Below are 24,005 nucleotides of genomic sequence, written 5' to 3' on the forward strand. Positions count from 1 at the left end.
ATGCATAATTGAAATAAGAGGCAGTATATGAAAAAGATAACGTTTTCTGATATTCCTAAAGGATTTGAAGATGCAAGTATTGAGGCAGAGTATGCACCAGAAAATTTAACTCACGGCTTTTATGATTTTAATAATTATATGGAAAGGTTAAATGATATTAATTCTCCTACTTCAATTATAATTGGAAGAAAAGGTGTTGGAAAGACTGCATATTTAACAAAAATAAATTTAAAATATAAGGAAACTTCAAAAATTGTAGATATGGGTCAAATTCCATATTATCGTTTTTCTAAAATTCAAGGAATTAAAAATAGTAAAAATTTTGGAGGATTAAGGTATTTAGATATTTGGAAAATTTTAATAATTGCCCAATCTATGAAGCTAATTAAGGAACCATATATTACTGAAGGGAATTCAGAAATCAAAAAAATTAAAAAGATACTTGAAAAGATGGGCTTAGGACAAAATTCGAATTTAGTCAAAGATATTCAAACCATATCAAATAATAAATTATCTTTAAAGATAAAAGGAATTTCTGCTGAGTTTTCTAAATCTACTCAAAAGAATGGAGCAATAGAAGGAATTTCTGATCTTTGCTTTTATTTAATGGACTTGTTTTCTAAAGTCAGTCTTAGTGAAAATACATATATATTGCTAGACGGAGTAGATGACATTATGAGAACTAATGTTAATCAAAGTGAAGTTTTGGGTGCATTGTTACGCGCCATTAAAGATCTGAATATACACTTTAAAAAAATGAATATTAATTTAAAGGTGATTTTAGCAATTAGAGAAGATATTATAAATACTATAAATGATCCTGATATAAATAAAGTTATATCTAGTATGTCAATAAATTTAGATTGGTATACTTCTGGTGAAAACTTAAATTTAGTTAAATTGATGAATAAAAGAATGTCAACGTCACAAAAGCTAAGAGAGTTCATGGGTGAAGAAAATGAATCTTTAATATTATGGAACCACTTTTTCCCAGATGTTATTTCAAGTAATGTGTCTAAAAATCATGAAATATCATCTTGGAACTTTTTTCTTGAACATACTTTATATAGGCCAAGAGATATAATTCATTTTTTAAAACAGGTAAGTGATAATTATCCTAATAATGAATCCATTTACTATTCAGATTTTCGTACAGAATTATCAACTTTTTCTCAATCATTTTTCTTTGATGAAATGAAAAATGAGCTTTCTGGATTTGTTGACGAAGAGTTAATAAGCAATATAGAACGAGCTTTCCCAATTCTAGGAAAAAATGGATTTAAATATCAAGCTTTTGTGAACGCCTTTACAGAAATAAATTCTAAATTTTCAGAAGATGCCATAAAAACTTTGTTATATAGAATGTTTAATGAGGGATATATAGGACAGCGGCTGAATGCTAATAGTCCATATATTTTTAAACATAAATCGCCAAGAGCTAAATTGTCTTTAGATAGTCAAATGGTGTTTCACAGAGGATTATATGGAGCAATGAACATATCAGAAGGCAAATAAAGTTTTTATTTGCCTTCTGCAGCTAAGGGGAGTATCATAAAGTAGTTGTATTTGTGGAGACCTCCACATCTGCAACCGCACATTTCGGGGTAAGAAGCCTTTTATAAAAAAGCACCCCGATTGGCGAGTCTAAGTATTTTTTGGAGGTGCAGTAATGTACGCAATTATTAAAACCGGTGGTAAGCAATACAAAGTTGCTGAAGGCGACGCTATTTTTGTAGAAAAGCTTGATGTAGAAGAAGGCAAAGAAGTTACCTTTGATGAAGTTGTTCTTGTTTCTGATGGCAAAGATGTTAAAATCGGCAGCCCATTAGTTAAGGGTGCTAAAGTAACTGCTAAAGTTGAAAAGCAAGGCAAGGAAAAGAAAGTTGTAACTTTCAAGTACAAGCCTAAGAAGCACTCACATTCAAAATATGGTCACCGTCAACCTTATACTAAGGTTACAGTTGAAAAAATTGAAGCTTAATTCAGAGGTGAAATGATATGAATATTTTAGGTCTTAAATTATTTGCCCACCACAAGGGTGGAGGTTCTACTGCTAACGGTCGTGACTCAGCTGGTCGTCGTTTAGGCGCTAAGGCTGCTGATGGTCAAACTATCCACGCAGGTACTATTATTTACCGTCAACGTGGTACGCACATTCACCCAGGCCAAAATGTTGGTAAGGGTGGCGACGACACTTTATTTGCATTAGTAAACGGTGTTGTTAAGTTTGAACGGTTGGACAAGTACAGAAAGCAAGTTTCTGTTATCCCAGTCGAAGAAGAAGCTAAGTAATTTAGTTCTTAAGAAAAAGACGAAAAGCACGTGCTTCTCGTCTTTTTTATGCGTTTTTAATTTTATATAATTTAATATTTAAATAGATAGTCAAACATGAATCTTTAGCGGTAAAATAGAGGCAAGTATTTTTCGTAAAAGAGGCAAGCAATGGACGAACAAAACCAATTATTAACACTTTTAAATAGACGAATTGCAGAAGTTGCCAAGCTGATTAAGGAGCAGGACGCCGACGGCTTATTAATCTTTAATCAAGCTAACTATCGCTACTTGACCAACTTTACTGGTGAAGAAGCACAGCTGATTTTGACAGCTGAAGGGGACCGGATTTTATTGTCGGACTCAAGATTTGCTGGTCAAATTAAGTCGCAGGCTCCCGGTGAATTAACCGTAATTATGAAGCGCGGCAGTCAAGATGATGAAATTAGCAAGCAGTTAAAGCAAGCTAATCTAAAAAAGGTCTTAGTTGAAGGCGAATTCGTTTCAGCGGTTGAATTTGCCAACTTGCAAAAATTGAATCCAGAAATTGAATTTGTCATTTGTGAGGAATTAGTTGAACGTGTCCGCAATGTTAAAGATGACTTAGAACTTGCGGCTTTGCGGCAGGCAATCAATATCTCAATGGATAGTTTTAATGGGATCTTGCCGTTAATTCAACCCGGCGCAATTGAGCGTAACATTGGTGCCAAACTTGATTATTTGTTTAAGGTTAATGGCGGTGATGGCCCAAGTTTTGATACTATCATCGCTTCTGGTGTGCGTTCAGCTTGGGCACACGGTGTTGCCAGCGACAAGATGATTGAAGACGGCGACATGGTTGTTGTTGACTTTGGTGCCTTTTATCATGGTTATGCTGCAGACATTACGCGGACTGTGTCAGTGGGTAAGGTTGACCGTGAAATGCACAAAATATACGATATTGTGCATGAAGCACAAAGACGTGGCATTGCGGCCGCCGTTGCCGGCAATTACGGCCGCGATGTTGACAAGGCAGCTCGTGATTATATTACGCAGCAGGGTTATGGTGAATACTTTGGTCATGGGATTGGTCACGGCATCGGCTTAGAAATTCATGAATTGTGTCAGCCAGCCTTGCCATTTGGCAAGCAAAAGTTGATTAACAACATGGTTCATACTGTTGAACCCGGAATTTATTTGCCAAATAAAGGTGGCGTCAGGATTGAAGATGATATCTTGGTCCACGATCAAACACCAGAAACCTTATCTACATTGCCTAAAGACGAATTAATTTCTTTGTAAATTTAAATATTATTAATAGTAAAATTATGCGCAAATTGGTAAGATATATTATGGAGATGAGGTACTCAATATGACAATGATTTCAGTTAACGAATTTAAGAACGGCCTAACCATTCAATTTAATAATGACTTATGGCGCATTGTTGAATTTCAACACGTAAAGCCAGGTAAGGGTAGTGCTTTTGTTCGTTCAAAGCTTAAGAGCTTGACTACAGGTGCAGTTCAAGAAAATACTTTCCGTTCAACTGCTAAGGTAGAAACTGCAGAAATTGAAACCAAGAGTATGCAATACTTGTACAATGATGGTTCAAGTTATGTTTTCATGGATACCACGACTTACGACCAATTAGCTATTGCTAACGAACAAGTTACAGATGAAGCTAATTATCTGAAGGAAAATATGGATGTTAGTGTTATCATGCACGATGGTAAGACTTTGGGAATTCAACTTCCTAACACTGTTGATTTGGCAGTTGCTAAAACAGAGCCTAACATCAAGGGTGACACTTCTTCCGGTGGTGGTAAGCCAGCAACTATGGAAACTGGATTAGTAGTTAACGTACCGTTCTTCATTAATGAAGGCGATGTTTTAACTATTAATACAGCCGATGGTACATACGTATCTCGCGCAAATAAGTAGTTTTTTCGAGGTAAACAAAATGGCAGATAGTTCAAAAATTGTCTTAGACGATAAAAATAACGGTGAAGAAATCGAAATTGATCCTAGTGTTCTTGAAGTTATCATGGGCATTGCTGCCGAAAAAGTTGACGGTGTTGCCGGAATGCGTGGCAGTGTCAGATCTGGGATTAACCGGGTTTTAGGACGTGAGGATCGCAGTAAGGGCGTATCAGTTGGTCTTGATGAGGACAATAACCTAATTGCTGACGTTTATATTAACGTTGAAGCAGGCAGTTATGTGCCTAAAGTTGCGATGGCTTTGCAAACAACTTTGCAGCAACAAGTTAAGCAAATGACTGACTTAGACTTTACAGAAATTAACGTTCACGTAACCGGGTTAGTTTTCCCAGAGGACGAATACCAGGATGACAGTGAAACTTCAGAACTGTTTTCCGACATTGATGAAAAGAGTAAAAATGAATCAACACGAGAGTCGTAGAGTTGCGATGCAGGCGGTTTATTTGGCTAATCAAGATGCCAAGATGCTGCCGGCAGATGTTGAAGCTAAAGCTGTTACAGCGCTTGATTTGAAGGAACTTTCTGCTTATTCGAAAACTCTAATTGAGGGGATAATTACTAAGCGTGATGAGCTGAAAGGTGAACTTGCCAGTCACTTAAAGAAGAACTGGCGGATTAACCGGGTTAACCAAATTACCCTTGCTATTCTGGAAGTTGCCTTATACGAAATCAAGTATAGTGATGAAATTGAGCCTAAGGCAGCAGTAAATGAAGCTTTAAATTTATGTGATGAATTTGCTGATCCTAAGACTAAACCATTTATTAATGGCGTTTTGGCAAATTTTGTTGAAAAATAACTGATAGTCGGCTGTGAGGCCGGCTATTTTGATAGAAAAGGAAATTATTAATGGGGCAAATTCTGGATGGTAAAGGATTAGCTGATTTACTGGCCGGTAAGCTGCAAGAAGAGGTTGCCGACTTAAAGGAGCAGGGAATTAAGCCATTATTTTGCGTAATTAATATTGGTGATGATCCAAGCAGTAAGATTTATTTGCGAACTAAGAAAAAGCGTGCGCAAGAAATTGGAATTGCGCAAAGAATTTACCAATTGCCGGCTAATGAAAGCCAGGCTGACTTGTTAGCCTTAATTGACCAGTTGAATGAGGACTCAAGAATTAACGGTATTATGATCCAATTGCCAGTCCCTGAGCAGATTGATGTAAACGAGGCATTGGAACATATTAATCCTGAAAAAGATGTTGATTGTTTAACCCCAAGTAATGTAGGACGGTTATGGCGCGGCGATCATTTCGTTGAGCCGGCAACTGCCCACGGTATTTTAGCATTATTAAAACATTATAAAATTAATTTGCGGGGTAAGAATGTTGTCATTATTGGCCGCAGCAGTATTGTTGGTAAGCCTTTAGCTGCCCTGATGCTGGAACAAGATGCAACAGTTTCCATTTTGCACTTGAAGACTAAGAACCTTTCCGAATATACTAAGAGAGCAGATATTTTGGTATCGGCAGCCGGTCAGGCTAACCTAGTGACTTCTGAGATGATTAAACCAGGTACTGTTGTCGTTGATGTTGGCATTAATCAGGTCAATGGCCACACTGTCGGTGACGTTGACTTTAAGACAGTTGCGCCTAAGGCCAGTTATATTACACCAGTTCCTGGTGGCATTGGTCCACTAACAGTTGAATCACTGATGGAACAGGTGGTTAAATTAACAAGGAGAAATCATGGCAGATAATCAATATCTTACTGTTACGGATTTAAATTATTATATTACGCAAAAATTTAAGAATGACCCGTACTTACATAAAGTTTTTCTGCAAGGTGAACTATCAAATTTTCGTTTTCGGCGTAATTCGCACCAATACTTTTCATTAAAAGATGAAAAATCTAAAATCAATGTGGTCATGTTTCGGTCATATTTTGATAAGGTTAAATTTCGACCGGAAGAAGGCATGAAGGTCTTTGTGACCGGTTATGTTAGCGTCTATGGGCCACAAGGCTCCTACCAATTTTACGCTGAATCAATGGAGCCTGCTGGGTTAGGGGCACTGTATGAACAATTGCAGCAGTTGCAAGCTAAGCTGGCTCAGGAAGGCTTGTTTGCCCAAGACCATAAACGGCCCCTGCCGCACTTTCCGGATCATATTGCTGTAATTACGAGTGCATCAGGTGCTGTCATTCACGATATTTTAGTAACTGCCAATCGGCGCTTTCCGCACGCGGAAGTTGATTTGTTTCCGGCACAAGTTCAGGGTGATCGAGCAGCAGCTTCTCTTGTTGCGGCAATGAAGCAAATTGAATCTTATGGTGACAAATATGATGTCCTGATTATTGGTCGTGGTGGTGGCTCACTTGAAGACCTGTGGCCGTTCAATGAAGAAGCAGTTGTTCGCCAAGTTTATGCGATGTCAATGCCCGTGATTTCTTCGGTTGGGCATGAGACTGACACAACCTTGTGTGACTTAGTAGCTGATAGTCGCGCGGCAACCCCAACGGCTGCTGCAGAATACGCGACTCCCAATCTAGCTAACGAACTAGCAAATATTCACCAGCTACAAAGCAGTCTGTTATCAAGCATGCAAAATGTGATTCGGGTTCGTCGTGATGCCCTAAATCGTATCAATAATTCGGTTATCATGCGTGAGCCAACTCGGCTTTATGATGAACAAGCACAAACATTGGATATTTTGAAGCAGCGTTTAAACAATAATATGCTGCACCAACTAGAATGGGCACGGCAGAAATACCAGCTTACTACCCAAAAGTTGACGGCAGTAATACCGACTGGTCGAATTAAGCAGATGCTGCAGCAGGAAGATTTTTATTATCAAAAATTGCAGGCTAATATGACGAGTATGCTGCGTGAAAAGCGCCACCAATTAGGGCAAATTGGCCAGCAATTAAATGATTATAGTCCCTTAAAAACGTTAGATCGCGGCTTTGTGTATGCCACTAACGCTCAAGAAGAGACGGTTAGCTCGGTTACACAGCTTAAAGCAAAAGATGAAATCAAATTACACTTTAAAGATGGTAACGCGAAGGCAATTGTAAAGTCAGTCAGGAGAACAAATAATGGCAACCAAGAAAAATAATTTTGAAGAGCAATTAACGGAATTACAAAAAATCGTGGCAAATTTAGAAAACGGCAATGTCCCACTAGAGGATGCCCTAAAGGAGTTCCAAGCAGGTGTTAAGTTGAGCCGTGATTTGAACCAAAAATTAACGGCGGCCGAAGAAACAGTTGCTAAGTTAATTGATAGTGACGGAACAGAACATAAGTTGGATCCGAATAACGCAGCAGCACCAGAGGAATAATATGACTTTTAAAGAATTTAGAACTAAATGGACGCCAGTTGTTGATGAGTATTTAACTGAACATTTGGCAAGCGAAGTTGAAGACCAAAAGATTAGCCAAATTATGACTTATTCAGTAATGGCTGGCGGTAAAAGATTACGGCCGCTGCTTTTTTTAGCAACGTTAGACGCTTTGAATAAGGAAATTAGTGAACAAGAAATTCGTATTGCCTGCGGGATTGAATTAATTCATACTTATTCATTAATTCATGATGATTTGCCAGCAATGGACAATGATGATTATCGCCGCGGCAAGTTGACGAGCCATAAAAAATGGGGCGAGGCCGAAGCGATTTTGGCTGGGGATGCATTATTGCCAATGGGAATTGAATGGATTGCATCAGGCAGCCATTCTGCTGAACTGGTTAAAATTATTACGCAGGCAGTTGGCCCTAACGGCATGGTTGGCGGACAATACCTGGATATTGATTCAACTAATAATGCTAGTGTTGCTGATGATGAGCAATTCATTAATCGAATGGAATGGCTGAAGACAGGCTGCCTTATTTTGGCTTGCGTTGAAATGGCTGCCACATATGCCAAAGCAGCTTCTGACAAAAAAGAGCAGCTGTTAACCTTTGCGCATGATTTTGGCCGTTCATACCAAATTTATGATGACTTAGTTGATGTTGTTGAGACAAGCGAGGAAGCCGGCAAGGCAACACACAAGGATCAAGAAGAAGGCAAAAACAACACTTTGACCTTGCTTGGAATTAAGCAAAGCCGGCAAGAATTAGTCGGTTTAATTGAGCATGCTCAAACTAGCTTAACCGGACTGAATGGTGATGTTTTAGCCGGCTTTCTTGATTTATACCAAAAGGTGCTGTAAATGACGAAAAAAAGAGCAGATATTTTATTGGCTGAGCAGGGACTTTTTCATTCAAGAACGCAGGCGCAACGAGCAATTATGGCGGGACTAGTGTCCGACCATAATCACCAACGAATTGATAAGAGTGGGACTAGCTTTCCCGAAGACGAACAGTTTTACATTAAGGATGACGGCAAAAAGTACGTCTCACGCGGCGGCTTTAAATTAGAAAAAGCCCTGAAGTCTTTTCAGATTAATTTAACAGATAAAATTTGTTTGGATATTGGTGCGTCAACTGGTGGCTTTACCGATGTGGCACTGCAAAATGGTGCCCAAATGGTGTATGCACTTGATGTGGGTTATAACCAATTGGCGTGGCAGTTGCGGGATGATGACCGTGTTGTCGTCATGGAAAAGCAAAACTTCCGTTACAGTAAGCCAGAAGATTTTACCCAAGGACTGCCTGACTTCGCGATGACCGATGTTTCCTTTATTTCGCTGGATTTAATTATGCCGCCGATGTTTGACATTTTAAAGGATGGCTGTGATGCAGTCTGTCTAATTAAGCCTCAATTTGAAGCTGGTCCCGAAAATGTGGGTAAACATGGCATTGTGCACGACCATGCGATTCATTGCGCTGTTATTGAGCATACGATTGAACAAGCACTGAAAGTTGGCTTCAACGTTCTTGATGTTGATTATTCGCCAATTAAGGGCGGTAAGGGCAACATTGAATTTTTAATTCATTTACAAAAAGAGGAACAAAGTGGTGGCCAAAGATTATGGTCAGGTACGCCAGAAGAGGTTGTAGAACGCGCGGTTCATGAGCTTTAGGAGTAAATAATGTTAGTTGAGCTGGATATTAAGAACTTCGCTATTATTAAGGCGTTGAAGGTTCGCTTTCAAGAAAATATGACGGTGCTGATTGGTGAAACTGGTGCCGGTAAATCAATTATTATTGATGCTGTATCGCTGCTGATGGGTGGCCGCGGTCAAAAAGAAATGGTCCGCAGTGGTGAAAAAAAAGCCGTTGTGACGGGCTTATTTGAGGTTAACCAGGGTACTAATAAAATCACTAAGTTGTGTGAAAAATATGGCCTGCCGGATTCTGATGGTCAATTGATTATTAGTCGTGAATTGGCTGTTAAAGGCCGTAATGTTGTCCGTATTAATGGCCAGTTGACAACGATTAATGTTTTGCGTGAACTAGGCAATTATCTAGTTGATATTCATGGTCAGAATGACCAGCAGATATTAATGGATCAGGATCGTCAAATTGACTTAGTTGACAATTACGCACCCGCAAGTTTTAAGACAGCTTTAGCAGCTTATCAAGAAGATTTTGCCACGTGGCAAACTTTAACTTCGCGCCTCAATCATTTGCGTAAAGATGCTCAAGAATTGGCGCAGAAACAAGATATTTTAAAATTTCAAAATGATGAATTAGCTGCGGCTAATTTGACTGATCCGCATGAAGATGAACAGCTTGAAGAAGAATTTAATGAGCTGAATAATTATCAAAAAATTGTGGATACAGCCAATTATTTGATGCAATTATATGATGACGATGAACACGGCATTGAAACACTTATTGGTGATGCGCAAAATGCGGCTAATGAATTAAGCGAATATGGCTCTAAGTTTAAGGATATTGCCAAGACAATTGATGACGGTGTGTATGCTTTAAGCGATGCCCGCGGAGAATTATCGAATGTCCTAGATGAAATGGACTTTGATGAGGAACGTTACCAGTATGTTTCTAGCCGGTTAGATACCTTGAATTCGCTCAAGAAAAAGTATGGCCCAGATCTTGAAGATGTTTTTGCGTTTTATACAAAAGTGCAAAAAGAATTGGGGCAATATGAAACTGGTGGCCTTGACGAAGAAGAACTGCAGAAGCAGGTTGCCGAAATTGAAGAAAAGCTGACGCAAGAAGCTCGCGGTTTGCACGATACCCGTGAACAAGTTGCCCGCAGTCTTGAAGAAAAAATCAAGCAGGAATTAGCTGACCTGTATATGGCAAAGGCGCGCTTTGCCATTGACTTTTCGAGTACGACAACTTTTACCAGCAAGGGTACCGATGAGATTGTCTTCTTAATTGCGCCAAATCCGGGCGAAGATTTAATGCCGCTGGTTAAAATTGTTTCTGGTGGTGAGCAGTCACGGCTGATTTTGGCATTGAAAGCAATTTTTAGCCGAGTAGAACCAGTTGGGACAATGATTTTTGATGAAATTGATACCGGTGTTTCTGGGCGAGTATCGGCGGCAATTGGTGCAAAAATGCATTCAATTGGCGAGAATAAGCAGGTAATTGCGATTACGCACTCGCCGCAAGTGGCGGCTGCTGGTGACCAGAAATACTTGGTGGCTAAACAAGTTAAGGATGGCGCTACTTACACGCAAATTGGTCCATTGACCCAAGAGGAAACAATCACTGCGATTGCAGAAATGATGGCCGGCAGTGATGTCACAGAAGCAGCTAAGCAAAACGCTGAAGATTTAATGAAGAGTTTTAAAAAGAAATAATGATTGTTGAAAAGATAGCCCTAACTAATAGTGAACTTAAAAGAGCGCACGAGTTAATTGCCGCAAGTCAGCAGTTTGACCACACAGCTAAAGAACCTTATTTGAGCAATAGATATAATTATTTTTCACAAATGCCGGCCTTTGTGCTTGCATATCGTGACCAGCGGCTAGTTGGCTTAACCATGCTGTATGCCGATGAAGAACCAGGCAGTGAAGTCGAGTTGAGCATGATTGTTGCTCCTACTTTGCGCAGGCAGGGTATTGCTACTGAAATGTTTGAACATGCGGTTAGAATTTCCCAAAAGTATGGCTATTCTCAATATAGTTTTGTCTCTGAAAAAATCTTTTTACAGCAGAATCCAGATTTTTTAAAGAATACTGCTTTAACGATTACTGATTCTGAATATTTTATGAAGACAAGCAAGGCAATTGATGTTCTGCCCCTTCAAGGACTGACTGTGCGGCAAATGACAGAAGCTGATGTTGCCGAAGTTGCTAAAAGTTATAGTGCGTCTTTTGAAGAACCGCTGACGACAACAATGAATTATTTGGTTCAGGGGTTGCAAGATCCAACTGGCTTAAGCTTTGTCTTGCTCTATCAAGACAAGATTGTCGGTTATTGCGGCGTCGATTGTGGCCAAACCGATTATTTCTTTGGCTTATTTATTGCAGAAAGTTTTCGTGGCCGCGGCTTTGCGACTTTCTTTATTAAGCAAATGATGGCAATTTTGCACAAGCAGGGCAGCCGGGATTTTTCGATCGAAGTTGATTGTAGTAATTTAGCGGCAATTCATGTCTATCAGAATGCGGGGTTCAAAATCACGAGCGAAGTAGATTATTTGGTGAAAAAATGAATGAACAAGTAGAACAATATTGGGATGAATTTTGTATAAAAAATAAAATTGACCCCAGCGAATTGGATGAGGCCTTTGCCTTTGGCGATACCGAACAAATGGCTGACGAGCTAGCGGATTTAGTTAATCGGGGAATAAAAACGGCGACAACTAGCCTTTATGATCCAAGTAATAGCCTGGCAAAAGTTGGTAAATACTGTATTATTCTGAATGGATCTGGAAAGCCGGTTTGTGTTATTCAAAATAAGGTCTGCGAAATAATGCCCTTTAAGCAGGTATCGCAAGAACATGCTTATCATGAGGGTGAAGGCGATCGAACCTATGCATATTGGCGTAAGGCTAATGTTGATTTCTTTATTAAGGAATGCAAGCAAAATCATTGGACTTTTAATGAAGAAACGCCAGTTGTCTGCGAAGTGTTTGCAAAAGTTTAATAAATAAAAGCTCAAGAATTAATTATCCTTGAGCTTTTTTGTACTTTAATTTAGGCTAAATCTACCCGAAAAATATTACTGACGTCAATTATTTTTAACACCTTCTGGTCACTAGAACGTAAAACAAAGCGTCCAGTAGAAAGGCGTTTGACAATCTGGCCGATTTCGCTGGTGTCATTTGGGTAAGTCAGCATAACGAAATCGCGGTGAAGTAGCGCGAAATTTAATGATGTTAAAATATGGCGATATGCTTGGCTATAAATGCTCAGTCTGTCATCGTCATAGGTAAATAGATAGTGGTAAATTTTTTTAAGTGAGTTTTTCATAAAGTACCCCTCAAAACTGGCGAACATTAGTTTGATAATCACATTATACGAACATCTGTTTAAGGAAACAAGTGTTTGGTCTAAATTTGCGTGAAAAACTTATTAACTTGAAAAACTGTTACATTTAGTTTTAAATAGACTTAATAGCTTTTTATAGGGGAGTATGGCATGGCAGATAAGGGTTTGTTACTTGTCCTTTCGGGTCCTTCTGGAGTTGGTAAAGGAACCGTTAAAAGTGCAATAGTTGAGAATAAAGTTTTTCCGTTTGAATATTCGGTGTCAATGACAACGCGCAAGCCGCGGCCGGGCGAAGTTAATGGCAAAGATTATTTTTTTGTTTCAGAAGAACGTTTTAAGCAAGCTATTAACCATGGCGAACTTCTAGAATATAATAGATATGTGAACCATTATTATGGGACACCTCTTGCACCGGTTGAAGAAATGCTGGAGCAGGGAAAAGATGTTTTGTTAGAGATTGACGTTAATGGGGCACGAAAAGTGCGTGAAAAAATGCCGGATGGTGTCTTTATTTTCTTAACACCACCGGATCTGCACACTTTGCATGAACGTTTGGAAAATCGCGGTACAGAATCAGAAGACGTTATTATGGGGCGCATTAAGCAAGCCAGACAGGAAATCTTGGTAATGCAGGATTATGATTATGCAGTTGTCAACGATCAAGTGGCAAATGCTGTTCATCATATCAAGGCAATTGTTGATGCCGAGCATGTTAGCGTTAAACGGGTAATTGATACTTACCGGAAAATGGTCAGGGAGGACTAATTTATGAGAGTTACATATCCATCAATTGACAAATTATTAGCACGCGTTGATTCGCGTTATTCGTTATCAGTGCTGGCAGCAAAGAGAGCACACGAATTAGAGGCTGGCGATCCTGAAGCATTGAAGAGCTACAAGTCGCAAAAGGCTGTCGGTAAGGCGCTGGAAGAAATCGAAGCCGGTAAAGTTACCGTTGATCCCGAACATCGCGAGGTTAATCAATAAGTTGGTTAAATTTTATGACCTTCATCCGCAAGTGATGGAGGTCATTTTTTTCAAGGTGATTAAATGATTGCGCAAGTAATTGTAGATATTGCAGCCAAACAAACTGATCGGATTTTTGAATATCATATTCCAGATGACGTTGGTGATGTTGAAGTTGGCTCACGAGTTTTTGTGCCGTTTGGTCCACGTAAATTGCAGGGCTTTGTGGTTGGCTTGACTAAGAATAGCCAGTTTCAAGGAAAATTAAAGGACCTTTTGCTAGTTGTCGATGAAATGCCGCCGCTGACTCCAGAATTAGTATCATTATCCAAGGCACTGGCAGACCGGATTTTTTCGTATCGCATTACGATTTTAAAAGCGATGTTGCCCCGAGTGATGCGCGCAAATTATCGCAAAATTTTAGTACCAGTAACTGCTAAAGCCAAGGCAATGCCCTTTTTTCAAGGCGAACCGATAGATTTAACTAAGATTACTGCTCCAAAAGAAATTGCCGCTATTCGTAAATTATTGCGTAGTGATGACGCTAAGATTGAATATGTGGTAGAAAATCGGGCTAAGGTTAAAACGCAGAACCAATATGCGTTGCCGTTATCTAAAAAAGACTACATTGATCTTTACGAATCATTACGGCAAAATGCAATTAAGCAAAAGCAGCTATTAATGGCAATAATTGAGAATTATTCTGCCTTTCCGATGTTACAGCAGCAGCTAGAGCAGGCGGCACGAGTTAATACGGCAACATTGACTAGTGCTGTCAAAAAAGGCTGGCTTAAAAAGGAGCCTGTAGAAGTTTATCGTGATCCATTAGCCGATGTTACTACGAGCGACAAGCATCATAAAATTAACTTGAATGATGAGCAACAAGCTGCACTAGACCAGATTGTGCCGACCATCCAAACGGCTAAGCCGCAGACTTTTTTACTTGAGGGTATCACTGGCAGTGGCAAGACTGAGGTTTATTTGCATGCAATCAGTCAGACGTTAGCTAGTGGTAAAAATGCGCTAATGTTGGTGCCAGAAATTTCGTTAACGCCGCAGATGGTGACGCAAGTTAAAGACCGCTTTGGCGAACAAGTAGCGGTATTGCACAGTGGCTTGTCTGAAGGCGAACTGTATGATGAGTGGCGGCGAATTCGCCGCGGCGAGGTTCGCGTGGTTGTTGGTGCCCGCAGTGCCGTGTTTGCGCCCCTAACTAATATTGGCTTAATCGTCATTGACGAAGAGCATGAATCTTCATACAAGCAGGAGGATAATCCCCGCTACCATGCCCGTGATGTTGCTATTTGGCGCAGTAAGTACAATTCTTGTCCGTTGGTACTGGGCAGTGCCACGCCGTCACTTGACAGCCGTGCACGTGCACAAAAGGGCGTTTATCAATTACTAAAATTGACTAAGAGAGCTAATCAAAAAAACTTGCCTGAAGTTAAGTTAATTGACTTGAAGCAGGCTGACTTTGCTGGTGGGCAATTAGATCTGACTGTGGAATTGGTTGATGCAATCAAGGCTAGGCTTGCTAAGAAGGAACAAGTTATTTTAATGCTTAACCGGCGCGGTTTTGCCAATTTTATGCTATGCCGCGAATGTGGTTACGTTATGAAATGTCCTAATTGTGACTTGTCGCTGACAATGCACAAGGATACTGGACAAATGCAGTGTCATTATTGTGGTTATACAATACAAATCCCGACAAAATGTCCTAACTGTCAGAGTACTAAGATTCGTTTTTTGGGTACAGGCACGCAAAAGGTTCAGGAAGAATTGAACGAATTATTGCCGGGAGCAAGAATTTTGCGGATGGACGTTGATACAACGCGGCGCAAGGGGGCATTTAAGCGGATTTTGGATTCATTTGGCGAGCATAAGGCAGATATCCTGCTGGGTACCCAAATGATTGCCAAGGGGTTAGACTTTCCTAATGTTACACTAGTTGGGGTGGTCAATGCCGATACTGGGCTTTGGCTGCCGGATTATAATGCCTCTGAGCGCACATTTGAATTGTTAACGCAGGTTGCTGGCCGGGCCGGCCGGGCTGAAAAAAAGGGTGAAGTGATGATTCAGACCTTTAATCCGGATCACTATGCAATTGCGCTGGCACAAACGCAGGATTATGAACGCTTTTATGCCTACGAAATGCAGATGCGGCATGCCGGCAACTATCCGCCGTATTTTTACACCGTTTTAATTTCGGTTGCAGCCAAAAAAGAACAAAATGCGGCTCGGGAGGCATTTAAGATTAAACGCCGGCTGCAGGCTAATTTGCATCCGGCAACAATTGTCTTGGGTCCAACCCCGAGTGCAATTTCTCGCCTAAAAAACCAATATTATTATCAAATACTGGTAAAATATAAAAAAGAAGCTAACTTAAATAATTTATTACACCAAATTCAGGACTCAGCACAGGAAGTAAAAAAGTACGGCTTAAATGTGTATATCGACAACGAGCCTGAGCGAATTATGTAAAGGAGAATCGCAATGACATCAGTTATTTTTATGGGGACGCCCGATTTTGCAGTGCCGATTTTACGGGCATTGGTAGACAATAATTACGATATTCAGGCGGTTGTTACGCAGCCTGACAAGAAGGTTGGACGTAAGCAAAAGATTACCCCGACTCCAGTTAAGGTGGCTGCAGAGGAACTTAACCTGCCTATTTTTCAACCAGTTAAATTGTCGGGTTCACCAGAAGTAGCGGAATTAATTGCTTTGCATGCTGACCTAATTATTACGGCTGCCTATGGGCAATTTTTGCCGAGCAAGTTTTTAGAATCAGTTAAAATTGCAGCGGTTAATGTCCACGGCTCCTTATTGCCAAAATACCGCGGTGGTGCGCCAATTCAATATTCGCTAATCAATGGTGATTCTGAAACTGGAATTACGATTATGGAAATGGTTAAGCAAATGGATGCTGGCGATATTTATGCGCAAAAGGCATTGAAAATTGAACCAGAAGACACCACTGGCAGCGTGTTCGCGAAGTTATCATTATTAGGTCGTGATTTGTTGCTGGCAACTTTGCCGCAAATTATTGCCAATCCAGACCAAAAGACGCCGCAGGATGCTAGCAAGGTTGTCTTTTCACCTAATATTCAAAAGCAGCAGGAGCAAATCAAATTAACGCAGACAGCAACGCAGGCGAACAATTTAATTCGCGGACTTAATCCTGATCCCGGAGCTTATCTGTCAGTTGCCGGCCAACGTCTAAAGGTCTGGCAGGCAGAGGTTAGTCAAGAAACAACAGATCTAGCAGCTGGTAAGCTAGTTGCTAAGGACGGCCGGTTTGCGATTAGCTTTGCGGAAGGCACTGTGCTTAACTTAATTGAAGTCCAACCAGCAGGCAAAAAGAAAATGACCGTTAACAACTTTTTAAACGGTCAAGGCAGTAAGTATACGGTAGGAGAAAAAATTGTCGACGACTAAAAGTGCGCGAGCAGTTGCGCTAGAAACCCTAATTCGCGTTTTGCGCGATGGCTCATACTCAAACATCAGCTTGAATAATAGTCTGCAGCATTCGCAACTTAGTCAGGCTGACCGTAATTTTTGTACTAGGTTAGTTTATGGGACAATTCAGTATAAAATTTACCTAGAATACCAGCTGCATGACTTAGTTAAAACTAAGCTTAAAGAAGATTATCTGCTGCCATTATTATTAATGTCAGCCTACCAGATTTTATTTCTGGATAAGGTGCCTAATCGGGCTGCAGTTAATGAGGCTAATCTCTTGGCTAAGCAATTCGGTAAGCCCCATTCAACTGGCTTTAAAATCGTTAATGGTATTTTGCATGCCTTAATTCGCCGTGGACCAGTATTGCCAGATGAGCAGGATACAGTTCAATATCTAAGTGTGAAAGAAAGTGTGCCCGAATGGCTAGTTCAATATTTAATTACTAACTGGGGAATTGAACGCACAAGCAGTATTTTGACCAGCATCAATTTGCCAGCCCAAAACACGGTGCGTGTGGCGCGCGCAGCTGATTTTGAAGAAGTAGTTAAGAAATTGGCAGAATTAGGCTTTGAGTCAGAAAAATCAGCTATTGCAACTGATGAGTTGGTTTTAGCTTGCGGCGGCGTTAGTGAAACTTCATTATTTAAAGATGGTAAATTGACAATTCAAGATGAAGCTGCTAGTTTAGCGGTAAGTGCTTTCAATTTTACAGGAGAAGAGGAAGTCTTAGATGCCTGTAGTGCTCCTGGCGGCAAAACCGTTCAGATTGCAGAGCATTTAACGACCGGTCATGTGACGGCGCTCGATATTCATGAAAACAAGTTGCGGTTGGTTAAGCAAAATGCCGACCGGATGAATGTCAAAGATCAGGTTATTACCAAGGCAATGGATGCACGCAAGGCTGACCAAGTTTTTGAACAAGGACAATTTGCCAAGATTTTGGTTGATGCGCCATGTTCAGGCCTAGGTCTTTTGCGGCGTAAGCCCGAAATTCGTTATACTAAGAGTTTGAGTGATTTGACTAACTTGCAAAAGGTGCAGCTGGCACTACTAGATCATTTAAGTGGTTTGGTGCAAGCAGCCGGTGAACTTGTTTATTCCACTTGTACAATTGCTGTTGAAGAAGATGAAGCAGTCGTCAAGGAATTTTTAAAGCAGCATCCTGAATTTGAATTGCAGGCATTTAAGGCGGGCGAAATTGATGCACCTGAAGGGATGCTTAAGATTTTACCTGATAGTTACGGCAGTGACGGCTTTTTCATTGCTAAATTTGTAATGCGAGGTTAGAGTTTTGATTAAAACAGCATACGCTTCAAGTATTGGTCGAATACGAAAAAGTAATCAAGATTTTGTACGAGTTTTTCAAAATAAAAGTGGCGCAACTATGGCAATCGTCTGTGACGGCATGGGCGGTCACCAAGGGGGAGACGTTGCGTCCACGATGGCCGTTAGCCATTTGGGTCACAGCTTTAGCACAACTGATTTTACAGACTGCGAAAGTGCCCGTAAATGGCTTGATGTGCAGCTTAATTCTGAAAACGAAACAATCTTAAAAACCGCTGATCGTTTTCCCGATCTCAATGGGATGGGGACGACAATTGTTTTGGCGGTTGTTTTTGCTGAAGAAGCGCTGATTGCGCATTTGGGTGATTCGCGTGCCTATAGTTATACTGGAGAGAAGTTTAGCCAATTAGTTGAAGATCATTCGCTGGTTAATGAACTTGTCAAAATGGGACAAATTACCAGGCAGCAGGCAAAGCACCACCCTCAAAAAAATATCATCACTCAAGCACTTGGTGTTTCCAGCACGATTGAACCGGAATTTAAGCAAATAGAACTGCATGATAATGACGTGATTTTGCTGTGTACAGATGGGTTAACCAATTCCTTAAGTGACCCCCAGATCCAACAAATTTTGGCGACTAAAGAATTGTCCTTAAAGGAGCGTTGCCGTAAGTTAATCAATGAAGCTAACCGTTTAGGCGGCGGCGACAATATTACAGTCTGTCTTGTCGTTAATGAGGGCGGTGACAAGCAGTGATTGATAAGGGGTATTTGTTAGGCGACCGCTATCGAATTATTGACACACTGGGCGAAGGCGGGATGGCTAATGTTTACTTAGCTGAAGATATTATTTTGCAGCGAAAAGTCGCAGTTAAAATTTTGCGAATGGACCTGCAGCGTGAGCCGCAAACTCTAGCGCGATTTCAGCGTGAGGCATTAGCTACGAGTGAGTTAAGTCACCCGAATATCGTCATGGTGCTTGATGTGGGTACCGATCATGGCCTGCCTTATATGGTAATGGAATATGTCTCGGGGCCGGATTTAAAAGAGTACATCCGGCAAAATTCCCCGCTTGATTTGCATGATGTAATTCGGATTATGGACCAAATATTGAGTGCCATGACCCTGGCTCACAAGCATAATGTTATTCATCGCGATCTAAAGCCGCAGAATATTCTGATGGATAAGCGCGGCAATATTAAGATTGCCGACTTTGGCATTGCGGTCGCTTTGAATCAAAATTCTATTACCCAGACCAACTCTGCAATCGGCTCAGTTCATTATATGTCCCCAGAGCAAACGCGCGGAGGCCTGGTAACCAAGCAGTCTGACATCTATTCGCTAGGGATTATCCTTTATGAATTGATTACTGGGACAGTGCCCTTTAACGGTGATACCGCTGTTGCCATTGCCTTAAAGCATGCTCAAGAACCAATTCCATCAATTAAAGCCAAAGACCCTAAGGTTCCCCAAGCATTAGAAAATGTGGTCTTGAAGGCAACTGCTAAGGATCCGCGCGATCGCTACAGCACTGCCAAAGAGATGAAGGCAGACTTGGATACTAGTCTTGATCCCAGCCGTGAAGATGAGAAGATTTTTGTCCCCAATCATGGCCTGAACAACGACGAAACTATCGTGTTGCCTAATTTTAAGCCAAGTCGAAAATTAGGGGCTACACAAACTCAAGCTACAGATCAAGAGCCGGAGAAGCAGCCAACTAAAAAAGGCGATCTACTAGCTAATTTACGCCAAAATAAGTGGTGGTGGCTGTTTATTGCCATAGCTGCAGTAGTAGTTGTTGGCTTATTATTGTTGGCTCTTAATAGTCATGAAGATGTTCGCATTCCAGATGTGACTAATTTAACCGAAAAAAGCGCACGCGTCCAACTGGAAAAAGTTGGCTTAAAGGTCGGTCATGTTAAACATAAAAGTTCTGACAGTATTAATCGGGGCCGAATAATCGAAACTTCACCGCCTGCTGGCTCGCAAAGCAAAAAGGGGCGTGCAGTCGACCTCTATGTTTCCGATGGTGCCGGGATGGTGCGGGTGCCTGATGTAACGGGTGAAGACTATGATACTGCAGTTTTTAAACTGCAAAAACTGGGCTTTGACGTTATCAAAGACAGTCAGTATTCGCCTAATGTACCGCCCGATCACGTAATTAGTCAAAGCATTGCTGCTGATGTCGAAGTTAAGCCAAGCCAGACAACAGTGACCTTGGTGGTATCTAAGGGCCGCGATGACGGCATTAAGCGTGATTCGATTAAGCTGGGGAATTTGAAGAATTATACGCTAAAAGAAGCGCAGGAATATGCCCATAAGTATGGTTTGACTTTGCAAGTAACCTCAACGTATTCTGATAAAGTTAAAAAGGGAAGAATTATTTCGATGAGTCCGGCTGCTGGGACGCAAGTATTGCGTAATAGCACGGTTACAGTGAGCCTGTCAGAGGGACCAAAGGAAGAAAAAGATTCGTCAACGATTAAGACGTTTACCGTTAACTATGATTCTGAAAATACCACTGGCAGTCACGGCAATCACGTTCAAATTTACGTTTCTGATGATAATCATTCTCTGAGTGATATTTATCGCGACTTGTATATTAAGCGCAATACTAACTTTTCAATTCCGTTTTCGCTAAAAGACGGTACTGGGAGCTTGCGGGTCGTGCGTGATGGTCAAACCGTATTAAATGAAAAGGTGAAATAAATGACTAAGCAAGTCGAAGGAATTGTTATGGGTCTGATTGCTGGCTTTTACGACGTGCAGACAGAATCCGGAATTGTGCGCACAAGAGCACGTGGCGTTTTTCGCAAAAATAAGGAAAAGCCAACTGTTGGCGATCATGTTCAAGTTCAGATTGATGAGCAAGGCACCAGTTATTTGGTTGCAATTATGCCGCGGCAAAATCTGATTGGGCGTCCAGCTTTGGCAAATGTAAGTCACGTTCTGCTAGTTGTGTCTGCTGTTGAGCCGGACTTTTCTCTGCAGCTGCTCGATCGGTATTTGACGTTCTTTTCGTGGCAAAAGGTTGCAGTCAGTATTTACTTGTCTAAAAGTGATATTCTTGCTGCCGATAAGCTGCAAGAAATTCGCCATGAGCTTGATTATTATGCTTCAATTGGTTATCCGGTTTATGATGATTGGGCTAAGCTAGCTGCTGAGTTGCCTAAGGCAATCACCCAAGACCAGATTTGGACACTGGCGGGGCAGTCAGGTGCCGGTAAGTCAACCTTGATTAATCATCTAAAAAAGGATTTAAAGCAAGAAACTGCCGCAATTTCAACCAGTTTAAACCGTGGTAAGCATACGACAAGAACGGTGCAATTATTTAGTCTAGGTGAGGGCTTTTTAGCTGATACGCCAGGCTTTTCTGCGATTGACTTCACACCGATAAAGCTGAATGAACTCTGCAATTATTTTAGCGAATTTAAAAAGGCTAGCGTCAATTGTAAGTTTCGTGGTTGTCAACACCTTAAAGAGCCTCGCTGTGCGGTTAAAGAGCTTGTACAGGAAGGCAAGATTCGCCAGAGCCGCTATGATGATTATTTGTTAATGCGCAATGAAATTGCCAATGGCCGCATGCCAGAATATTTGAAATAAGGAGAAAGAATGTTAATTGCCCCCTCGATTTTAAATGCCGACAATTTAAACCTAAAAAGTGAGATAACAGCAGCGGTTGCTGCGGGAATTAGTCGCTTTCATATTGATATTATGGATGGTCATTTTGTGCCGAATTTATCTTTTGGACCACAATTGGTGAGCGACTTTAAGCGCGAATTTCCTGATATTACTGCAGAAGTTCACCTGATGAGTGACAATCCGGAAGTGCTTGTTCCGGCCTTTGTCGAAGCTGGAGCTGATATAGTTGAGCTTCATTATGAAGCCATGTCTGAAGCAGAATTAACTAAGTGGCTTACTTATTTGAATGACCACCATGTTAAGGCTGGACTAGTCCTTAGTCCTGATACACCAGCTGCCGTTTTGTCTGAGTTTGCGCCCAAGCTTGCCCAAGTATTACTAATGACGGTCTACCCTGGCTTTGGCGGTCAAAAATTTATACCTGAAATGACCGCTAAAATTAAAGAGACTAACGAATTATTGCAAGGTCAGCTGCCAATTGAAGTTGATGGTGGTATTAATGCTGAAACAGCAAAAGTTGCCCAAGCTGCTGGGGCAAGTGTTTTTGTTGCTGGTTCGTATTTGTTTGGCAAGGGCCAGATTGCTAAACAAGTTGCGGAATTGACGGAGGCTTTACGATGAGGGCGGTTGCGTTACTGGGTGGTCCAGAAGCAGAATGGCCGCAGGAGATTGAACAGATTTTGTCAACAGCTCAAGAACAAGGGGATCTGTTAATCGGTGTTGATCGCGGCAGTATTCTGCTTGAACAGTTAGGCTTTACACCTGATTTAGCAGTTGGTGATTTTGATTCCTTAAAAAGACAGGAATTAACTAAGATTGCCTGTGATGTGCCAGATGTGCGTTATTCGGTTCCCGAAAAAGATTTTACTGATACAGAATTAATGATTAGAGATGTCTTCAATGATTATCAGGTTGAGAAGCTAACCCTGTTAGGTGCGACTGGCGGGCGAATCGATCATTTTCTTGTAAATTTATTAATGCTGCTGAATCCAGCAGTTAACCAGTTTGCAGAGCAAGTTCAAATTTTAGACCGACAAAACCTGATTAATTTTTATAATCCTGGCAAGCATGTAGTCCCGCGGCAAAAGGGCTATACCTATTTTGGCGTTGCACCATTAACAGCAGTGGCGCAACTTAAGATTGCTAATGCCAAATACAACTTGGCTGATTATAATAATTCTTATCCTGTATCGTTTGGTTCCAATGAATTTTTATCGCAGGCAGATTCATTTAATTTATCTTTTACCAAGGGGACAGTTGCTGTTATCCAGGCCAAAGACATTGACCGCTATCAAAATATTTAACAAAAAAAGCCAATTCTTAGTAATACTAAGATTGGCTTTTTAATTTAGGATAAAAAAAAACTGCTGGAAGTTAATCTAGCAGTCTCTTAAGCATATTAGACACGAGTCACTTTACCAGACTTCAAAGTCTTAGTTGAAACCCATACACGCTTTGGTTTACCATCAACAAGAATACGAACTTTTTGAAGGTTTGGCTTCCAAGCACGACGAGCTGAATTCAATGAGTGAGAACGTGTGTTACCAAAAGTGGTCTTTTTACCTGTAATATAATCTTTTGCCATTTGCTAAACCTCCTTTATTTGTGTTTTCATACTTACTTAAGATAGCATAACTTTTACCGTAATGCAACCGGAAAAGTATTTTTTATGAATGGATTTTGCCTTCATCTTGGTTTACTATGATAAAATAGACTCATATAAAAGAAGCAATGAGACGGAGGATAAACATGGCTGTTAAAATCAAAACAAAAAACGGATTGATTGATATTTCAAACGGAGTAATCGCAACTGTCGTTGGTAGCGCAGCTACGTCTAATTATGGTGTTGTCGGAATGGCGTCCAAAAACGCAATTCGTGATGGCGTTGATGTCATTTTGAACCGTGCGAATTATAAACGCGGCGTTGTTGTTAAGTCAGAAGATAATGAAATTACGGTTGATGTTTATATTATTGTCGGTTACGGCTTGAAGATTTCTGAAGTTAGTCGTAATGTACAAGACAGCGTTAAATTCAGTTTGAAGAATCAACTTGGAATTGATACAAGAGCTGTTAACGTGATCGTTCAAAGTGTTAAGGTACTTGACGAGTAACTCAGTCG

28 protein-coding genes and 1 other annotated feature are annotated in these 24,005 nt (G+C 40.8%); of the genes, 26 read left to right on the forward strand and 2 right to left on the reverse strand.

The features are described 5' to 3' along the window. The first annotated feature begins 27 nt into the window (after nucleotides 1-27). The 15 genes from PT278_RS00305 (at nucleotide 28) to PT278_RS00375 (ending at nucleotide 12,186) form a co-directional block, all read left to right on the forward strand. Complete coding sequence (locus PT278_RS00305; RefSeq protein ID WP_277129451.1) at nucleotides 28-1,515, forward strand: hypothetical protein; 1,488 nt, start codon at nucleotides 28-30, stop codon at nucleotides 1,513-1,515. 63 nt (nucleotides 1,516-1,578) lie between these two features. Then, nucleotides 1,579-1,656, forward strand: a sequence feature (ribosomal protein L21 leader region). 13 nt (nucleotides 1,657-1,669) lie between these two features. Next, the gene (gene rplU / locus PT278_RS00310; protein WP_277129452.1) at nucleotides 1,670-1,981 is read left to right on the forward strand and encodes a 50S ribosomal protein L21; all 312 of its coding nucleotides are present in this window, start codon (nucleotides 1,670-1,672) and stop codon (nucleotides 1,979-1,981) included. A gap of 17 nt (nucleotides 1,982-1,998) precedes the next feature. Continuing rightward, nucleotides 1,999-2,292: a 50S ribosomal protein L27 gene (gene rpmA, locus PT278_RS00315; RefSeq protein WP_277129453.1), complete on the forward strand. Its 294-nt coding sequence runs from the start codon at nucleotides 1,999-2,001 to the stop codon at nucleotides 2,290-2,292. Nucleotides 2,293-2,442: 150 nt separating this feature from the next. Then, complete coding sequence (locus PT278_RS00320; RefSeq protein WP_277129454.1) at nucleotides 2,443-3,552, forward strand: Xaa-Pro peptidase family protein; 1,110 nt, start codon at nucleotides 2,443-2,445, stop codon at nucleotides 3,550-3,552. Between the two features lie 70 nt (nucleotides 3,553-3,622). Then, nucleotides 3,623-4,192: an elongation factor P gene (efp, locus tag PT278_RS00325; RefSeq protein WP_277129455.1), complete on the forward strand. Its 570-nt coding sequence runs from the start codon at nucleotides 3,623-3,625 to the stop codon at nucleotides 4,190-4,192. 19 nt (nucleotides 4,193-4,211) lie between these two features. Beyond that, complete coding sequence (locus tag PT278_RS00330) at nucleotides 4,212-4,670, forward strand: Asp23/Gls24 family envelope stress response protein (RefSeq protein WP_277129456.1); 459 nt, start codon at nucleotides 4,212-4,214, stop codon at nucleotides 4,668-4,670. After that, complete coding sequence (gene nusB, locus PT278_RS00335; RefSeq protein WP_277129457.1) at nucleotides 4,648-5,046, forward strand: transcription antitermination factor NusB; 399 nt, start codon at nucleotides 4,648-4,650, stop codon at nucleotides 5,044-5,046. The genes PT278_RS00330 and nusB overlap by 23 nt, the downstream gene beginning before the upstream one ends. Before the next feature lie 50 nt (nucleotides 5,047-5,096). Beyond that, a complete protein-coding gene (locus PT278_RS00340) occupies nucleotides 5,097-5,945 on the forward strand; it encodes a tetrahydrofolate dehydrogenase/cyclohydrolase catalytic domain-containing protein (protein WP_277129458.1) in 849 nt (282 codons plus the stop codon). Beyond that, complete coding sequence (xseA, locus tag PT278_RS00345; RefSeq protein ID WP_277129459.1) at nucleotides 5,935-7,302, forward strand: exodeoxyribonuclease VII large subunit; 1,368 nt, start codon at nucleotides 5,935-5,937, stop codon at nucleotides 7,300-7,302. The genes PT278_RS00340 and xseA overlap by 11 nt, the downstream gene beginning before the upstream one ends. Next, entirely contained in the window at nucleotides 7,283-7,525 is a 243-nt protein-coding gene (locus PT278_RS00350; protein WP_277129460.1) for an exodeoxyribonuclease VII small subunit, read from the forward strand. Before xseA ends, PT278_RS00350 begins: the two co-directional genes overlap by 20 nt. A gap of 1 nt (nucleotide 7,526) precedes the next feature. Further along, entirely contained in the window at nucleotides 7,527-8,393 is an 867-nt protein-coding gene (locus PT278_RS00355; RefSeq protein ID WP_277129461.1) for a polyprenyl synthetase family protein, read from the forward strand. After that, complete coding sequence (locus PT278_RS00360) at nucleotides 8,394-9,206, forward strand: TlyA family RNA methyltransferase (RefSeq protein ID WP_277129462.1); 813 nt, start codon at nucleotides 8,394-8,396, stop codon at nucleotides 9,204-9,206. It abuts the gene before it with no gap. Nucleotides 9,207-9,215: 9 nt separating this feature from the next. Then, the gene (recN, locus tag PT278_RS00365; protein ID WP_277129463.1) at nucleotides 9,216-10,898 is read left to right on the forward strand and encodes a DNA repair protein RecN; all 1,683 of its coding nucleotides are present in this window, start codon (nucleotides 9,216-9,218) and stop codon (nucleotides 10,896-10,898) included. Further along, nucleotides 10,898-11,752, forward strand: coding sequence for a GNAT family N-acetyltransferase (locus tag PT278_RS00370; protein ID WP_277129464.1), 855 nt, complete (start codon nucleotides 10,898-10,900; stop codon nucleotides 11,750-11,752). Before recN ends, PT278_RS00370 begins: the two co-directional genes overlap by 1 nt. Continuing rightward, complete coding sequence (locus PT278_RS00375; RefSeq protein ID WP_277129465.1) at nucleotides 11,749-12,186, forward strand: ASCH domain-containing protein; 438 nt, start codon at nucleotides 11,749-11,751, stop codon at nucleotides 12,184-12,186. Before PT278_RS00370 ends, PT278_RS00375 begins: the two co-directional genes overlap by 4 nt. 50 nt (nucleotides 12,187-12,236) lie before the next feature. Here PT278_RS00375 and PT278_RS00380 read toward each other — a convergent pair whose 3' ends face one another. Further along, nucleotides 12,237-12,512 (reverse strand): hypothetical protein, encoded by a 276-nt coding sequence (locus PT278_RS00380; protein WP_277129466.1) that lies wholly within the window; start codon nucleotides 12,510-12,512, stop codon nucleotides 12,237-12,239. A gap of 168 nt (nucleotides 12,513-12,680) precedes the next feature. Between PT278_RS00380 and gmk the strand changes: the two genes are divergently transcribed. From gmk to PT278_RS00430, 10 genes are all read left to right on the forward strand, one after another. Beyond that, nucleotides 12,681-13,295: a guanylate kinase gene (gene gmk / locus PT278_RS00385; RefSeq protein ID WP_277129467.1), complete on the forward strand. Its 615-nt coding sequence runs from the start codon at nucleotides 12,681-12,683 to the stop codon at nucleotides 13,293-13,295. A 3-nt stretch (nucleotides 13,296-13,298) separates the two neighbouring features. After that, nucleotides 13,299-13,517: a DNA-directed RNA polymerase subunit omega gene (gene rpoZ / locus PT278_RS00390; RefSeq protein ID WP_277129468.1), complete on the forward strand. Its 219-nt coding sequence runs from the start codon at nucleotides 13,299-13,301 to the stop codon at nucleotides 13,515-13,517. A gap of 63 nt (nucleotides 13,518-13,580) precedes the next feature. Then, complete coding sequence (gene priA / locus PT278_RS00395; protein WP_277129469.1) at nucleotides 13,581-15,977, forward strand: primosomal protein N'; 2,397 nt, start codon at nucleotides 13,581-13,583, stop codon at nucleotides 15,975-15,977. 12 nt (nucleotides 15,978-15,989) lie between these two features. Continuing rightward, nucleotides 15,990-16,934 (forward strand): methionyl-tRNA formyltransferase, encoded by a 945-nt coding sequence (gene fmt, locus PT278_RS00400; RefSeq protein ID WP_277129470.1) that lies wholly within the window; start codon nucleotides 15,990-15,992, stop codon nucleotides 16,932-16,934. Next, on the forward strand, nucleotides 16,921-18,246 hold the full coding sequence (gene rsmB / locus PT278_RS00405; RefSeq protein WP_277129471.1) for a 16S rRNA (cytosine(967)-C(5))-methyltransferase RsmB: 1,326 nt from the start codon (nucleotides 16,921-16,923) through the stop codon (nucleotides 18,244-18,246). The genes fmt and rsmB overlap by 14 nt, the downstream gene beginning before the upstream one ends. Nucleotides 18,247-18,250: 4 nt before the next feature. Next, entirely contained in the window at nucleotides 18,251-19,000 is a 750-nt protein-coding gene (locus PT278_RS00410; protein ID WP_277129472.1) for a Stp1/IreP family PP2C-type Ser/Thr phosphatase, read from the forward strand. After that, nucleotides 18,997-20,952, forward strand: coding sequence for a Stk1 family PASTA domain-containing Ser/Thr kinase (gene pknB, locus PT278_RS00415; protein ID WP_277129473.1), 1,956 nt, complete (start codon nucleotides 18,997-18,999; stop codon nucleotides 20,950-20,952). Before PT278_RS00410 ends, pknB begins: the two co-directional genes overlap by 4 nt. Then, on the forward strand, nucleotides 20,953-21,846 hold the full coding sequence (gene rsgA / locus PT278_RS00420) for a ribosome small subunit-dependent GTPase A (RefSeq protein ID WP_277129474.1): 894 nt from the start codon (nucleotides 20,953-20,955) through the stop codon (nucleotides 21,844-21,846). 9 nt (nucleotides 21,847-21,855) lie between these two features. Further along, a complete protein-coding gene (gene rpe, locus PT278_RS00425) occupies nucleotides 21,856-22,506 on the forward strand; it encodes a ribulose-phosphate 3-epimerase (protein ID WP_277129475.1) in 651 nt (216 codons plus the stop codon). Continuing rightward, a complete protein-coding gene (locus PT278_RS00430) occupies nucleotides 22,503-23,189 on the forward strand; it encodes a thiamine diphosphokinase (protein WP_277129476.1) in 687 nt (228 codons plus the stop codon). Before rpe ends, PT278_RS00430 begins: the two co-directional genes overlap by 4 nt. 95 nt (nucleotides 23,190-23,284) lie before the next feature. On the opposite strand, the gene rpmB is transcribed toward PT278_RS00430, so the two are convergent. Beyond that, nucleotides 23,285-23,470 carry a 50S ribosomal protein L28 gene (gene rpmB, locus PT278_RS00435; RefSeq protein ID WP_277129477.1) on the reverse strand — a complete coding sequence of 62 codons (186 nt, stop codon included), beginning with the start codon at nucleotides 23,468-23,470 and terminating at the stop codon, nucleotides 23,285-23,287. A gap of 164 nt (nucleotides 23,471-23,634) precedes the next feature. On the opposite strand from rpmB, the gene PT278_RS00440 reads away from it, so the two are divergent. Further along, nucleotides 23,635-23,997: an Asp23/Gls24 family envelope stress response protein gene (locus PT278_RS00440; RefSeq protein WP_277129478.1), complete on the forward strand. Its 363-nt coding sequence runs from the start codon at nucleotides 23,635-23,637 to the stop codon at nucleotides 23,995-23,997. Nucleotides 23,998-24,005 lie beyond the last annotated feature (8 nt).

Origin of the sequence: Lactobacillus sp. ESL0703, assembly GCF_029433435.1 — a bacterium.
Lineage (GTDB): Bacteria > Bacillota > Bacilli > Lactobacillales > Lactobacillaceae > Lactobacillus.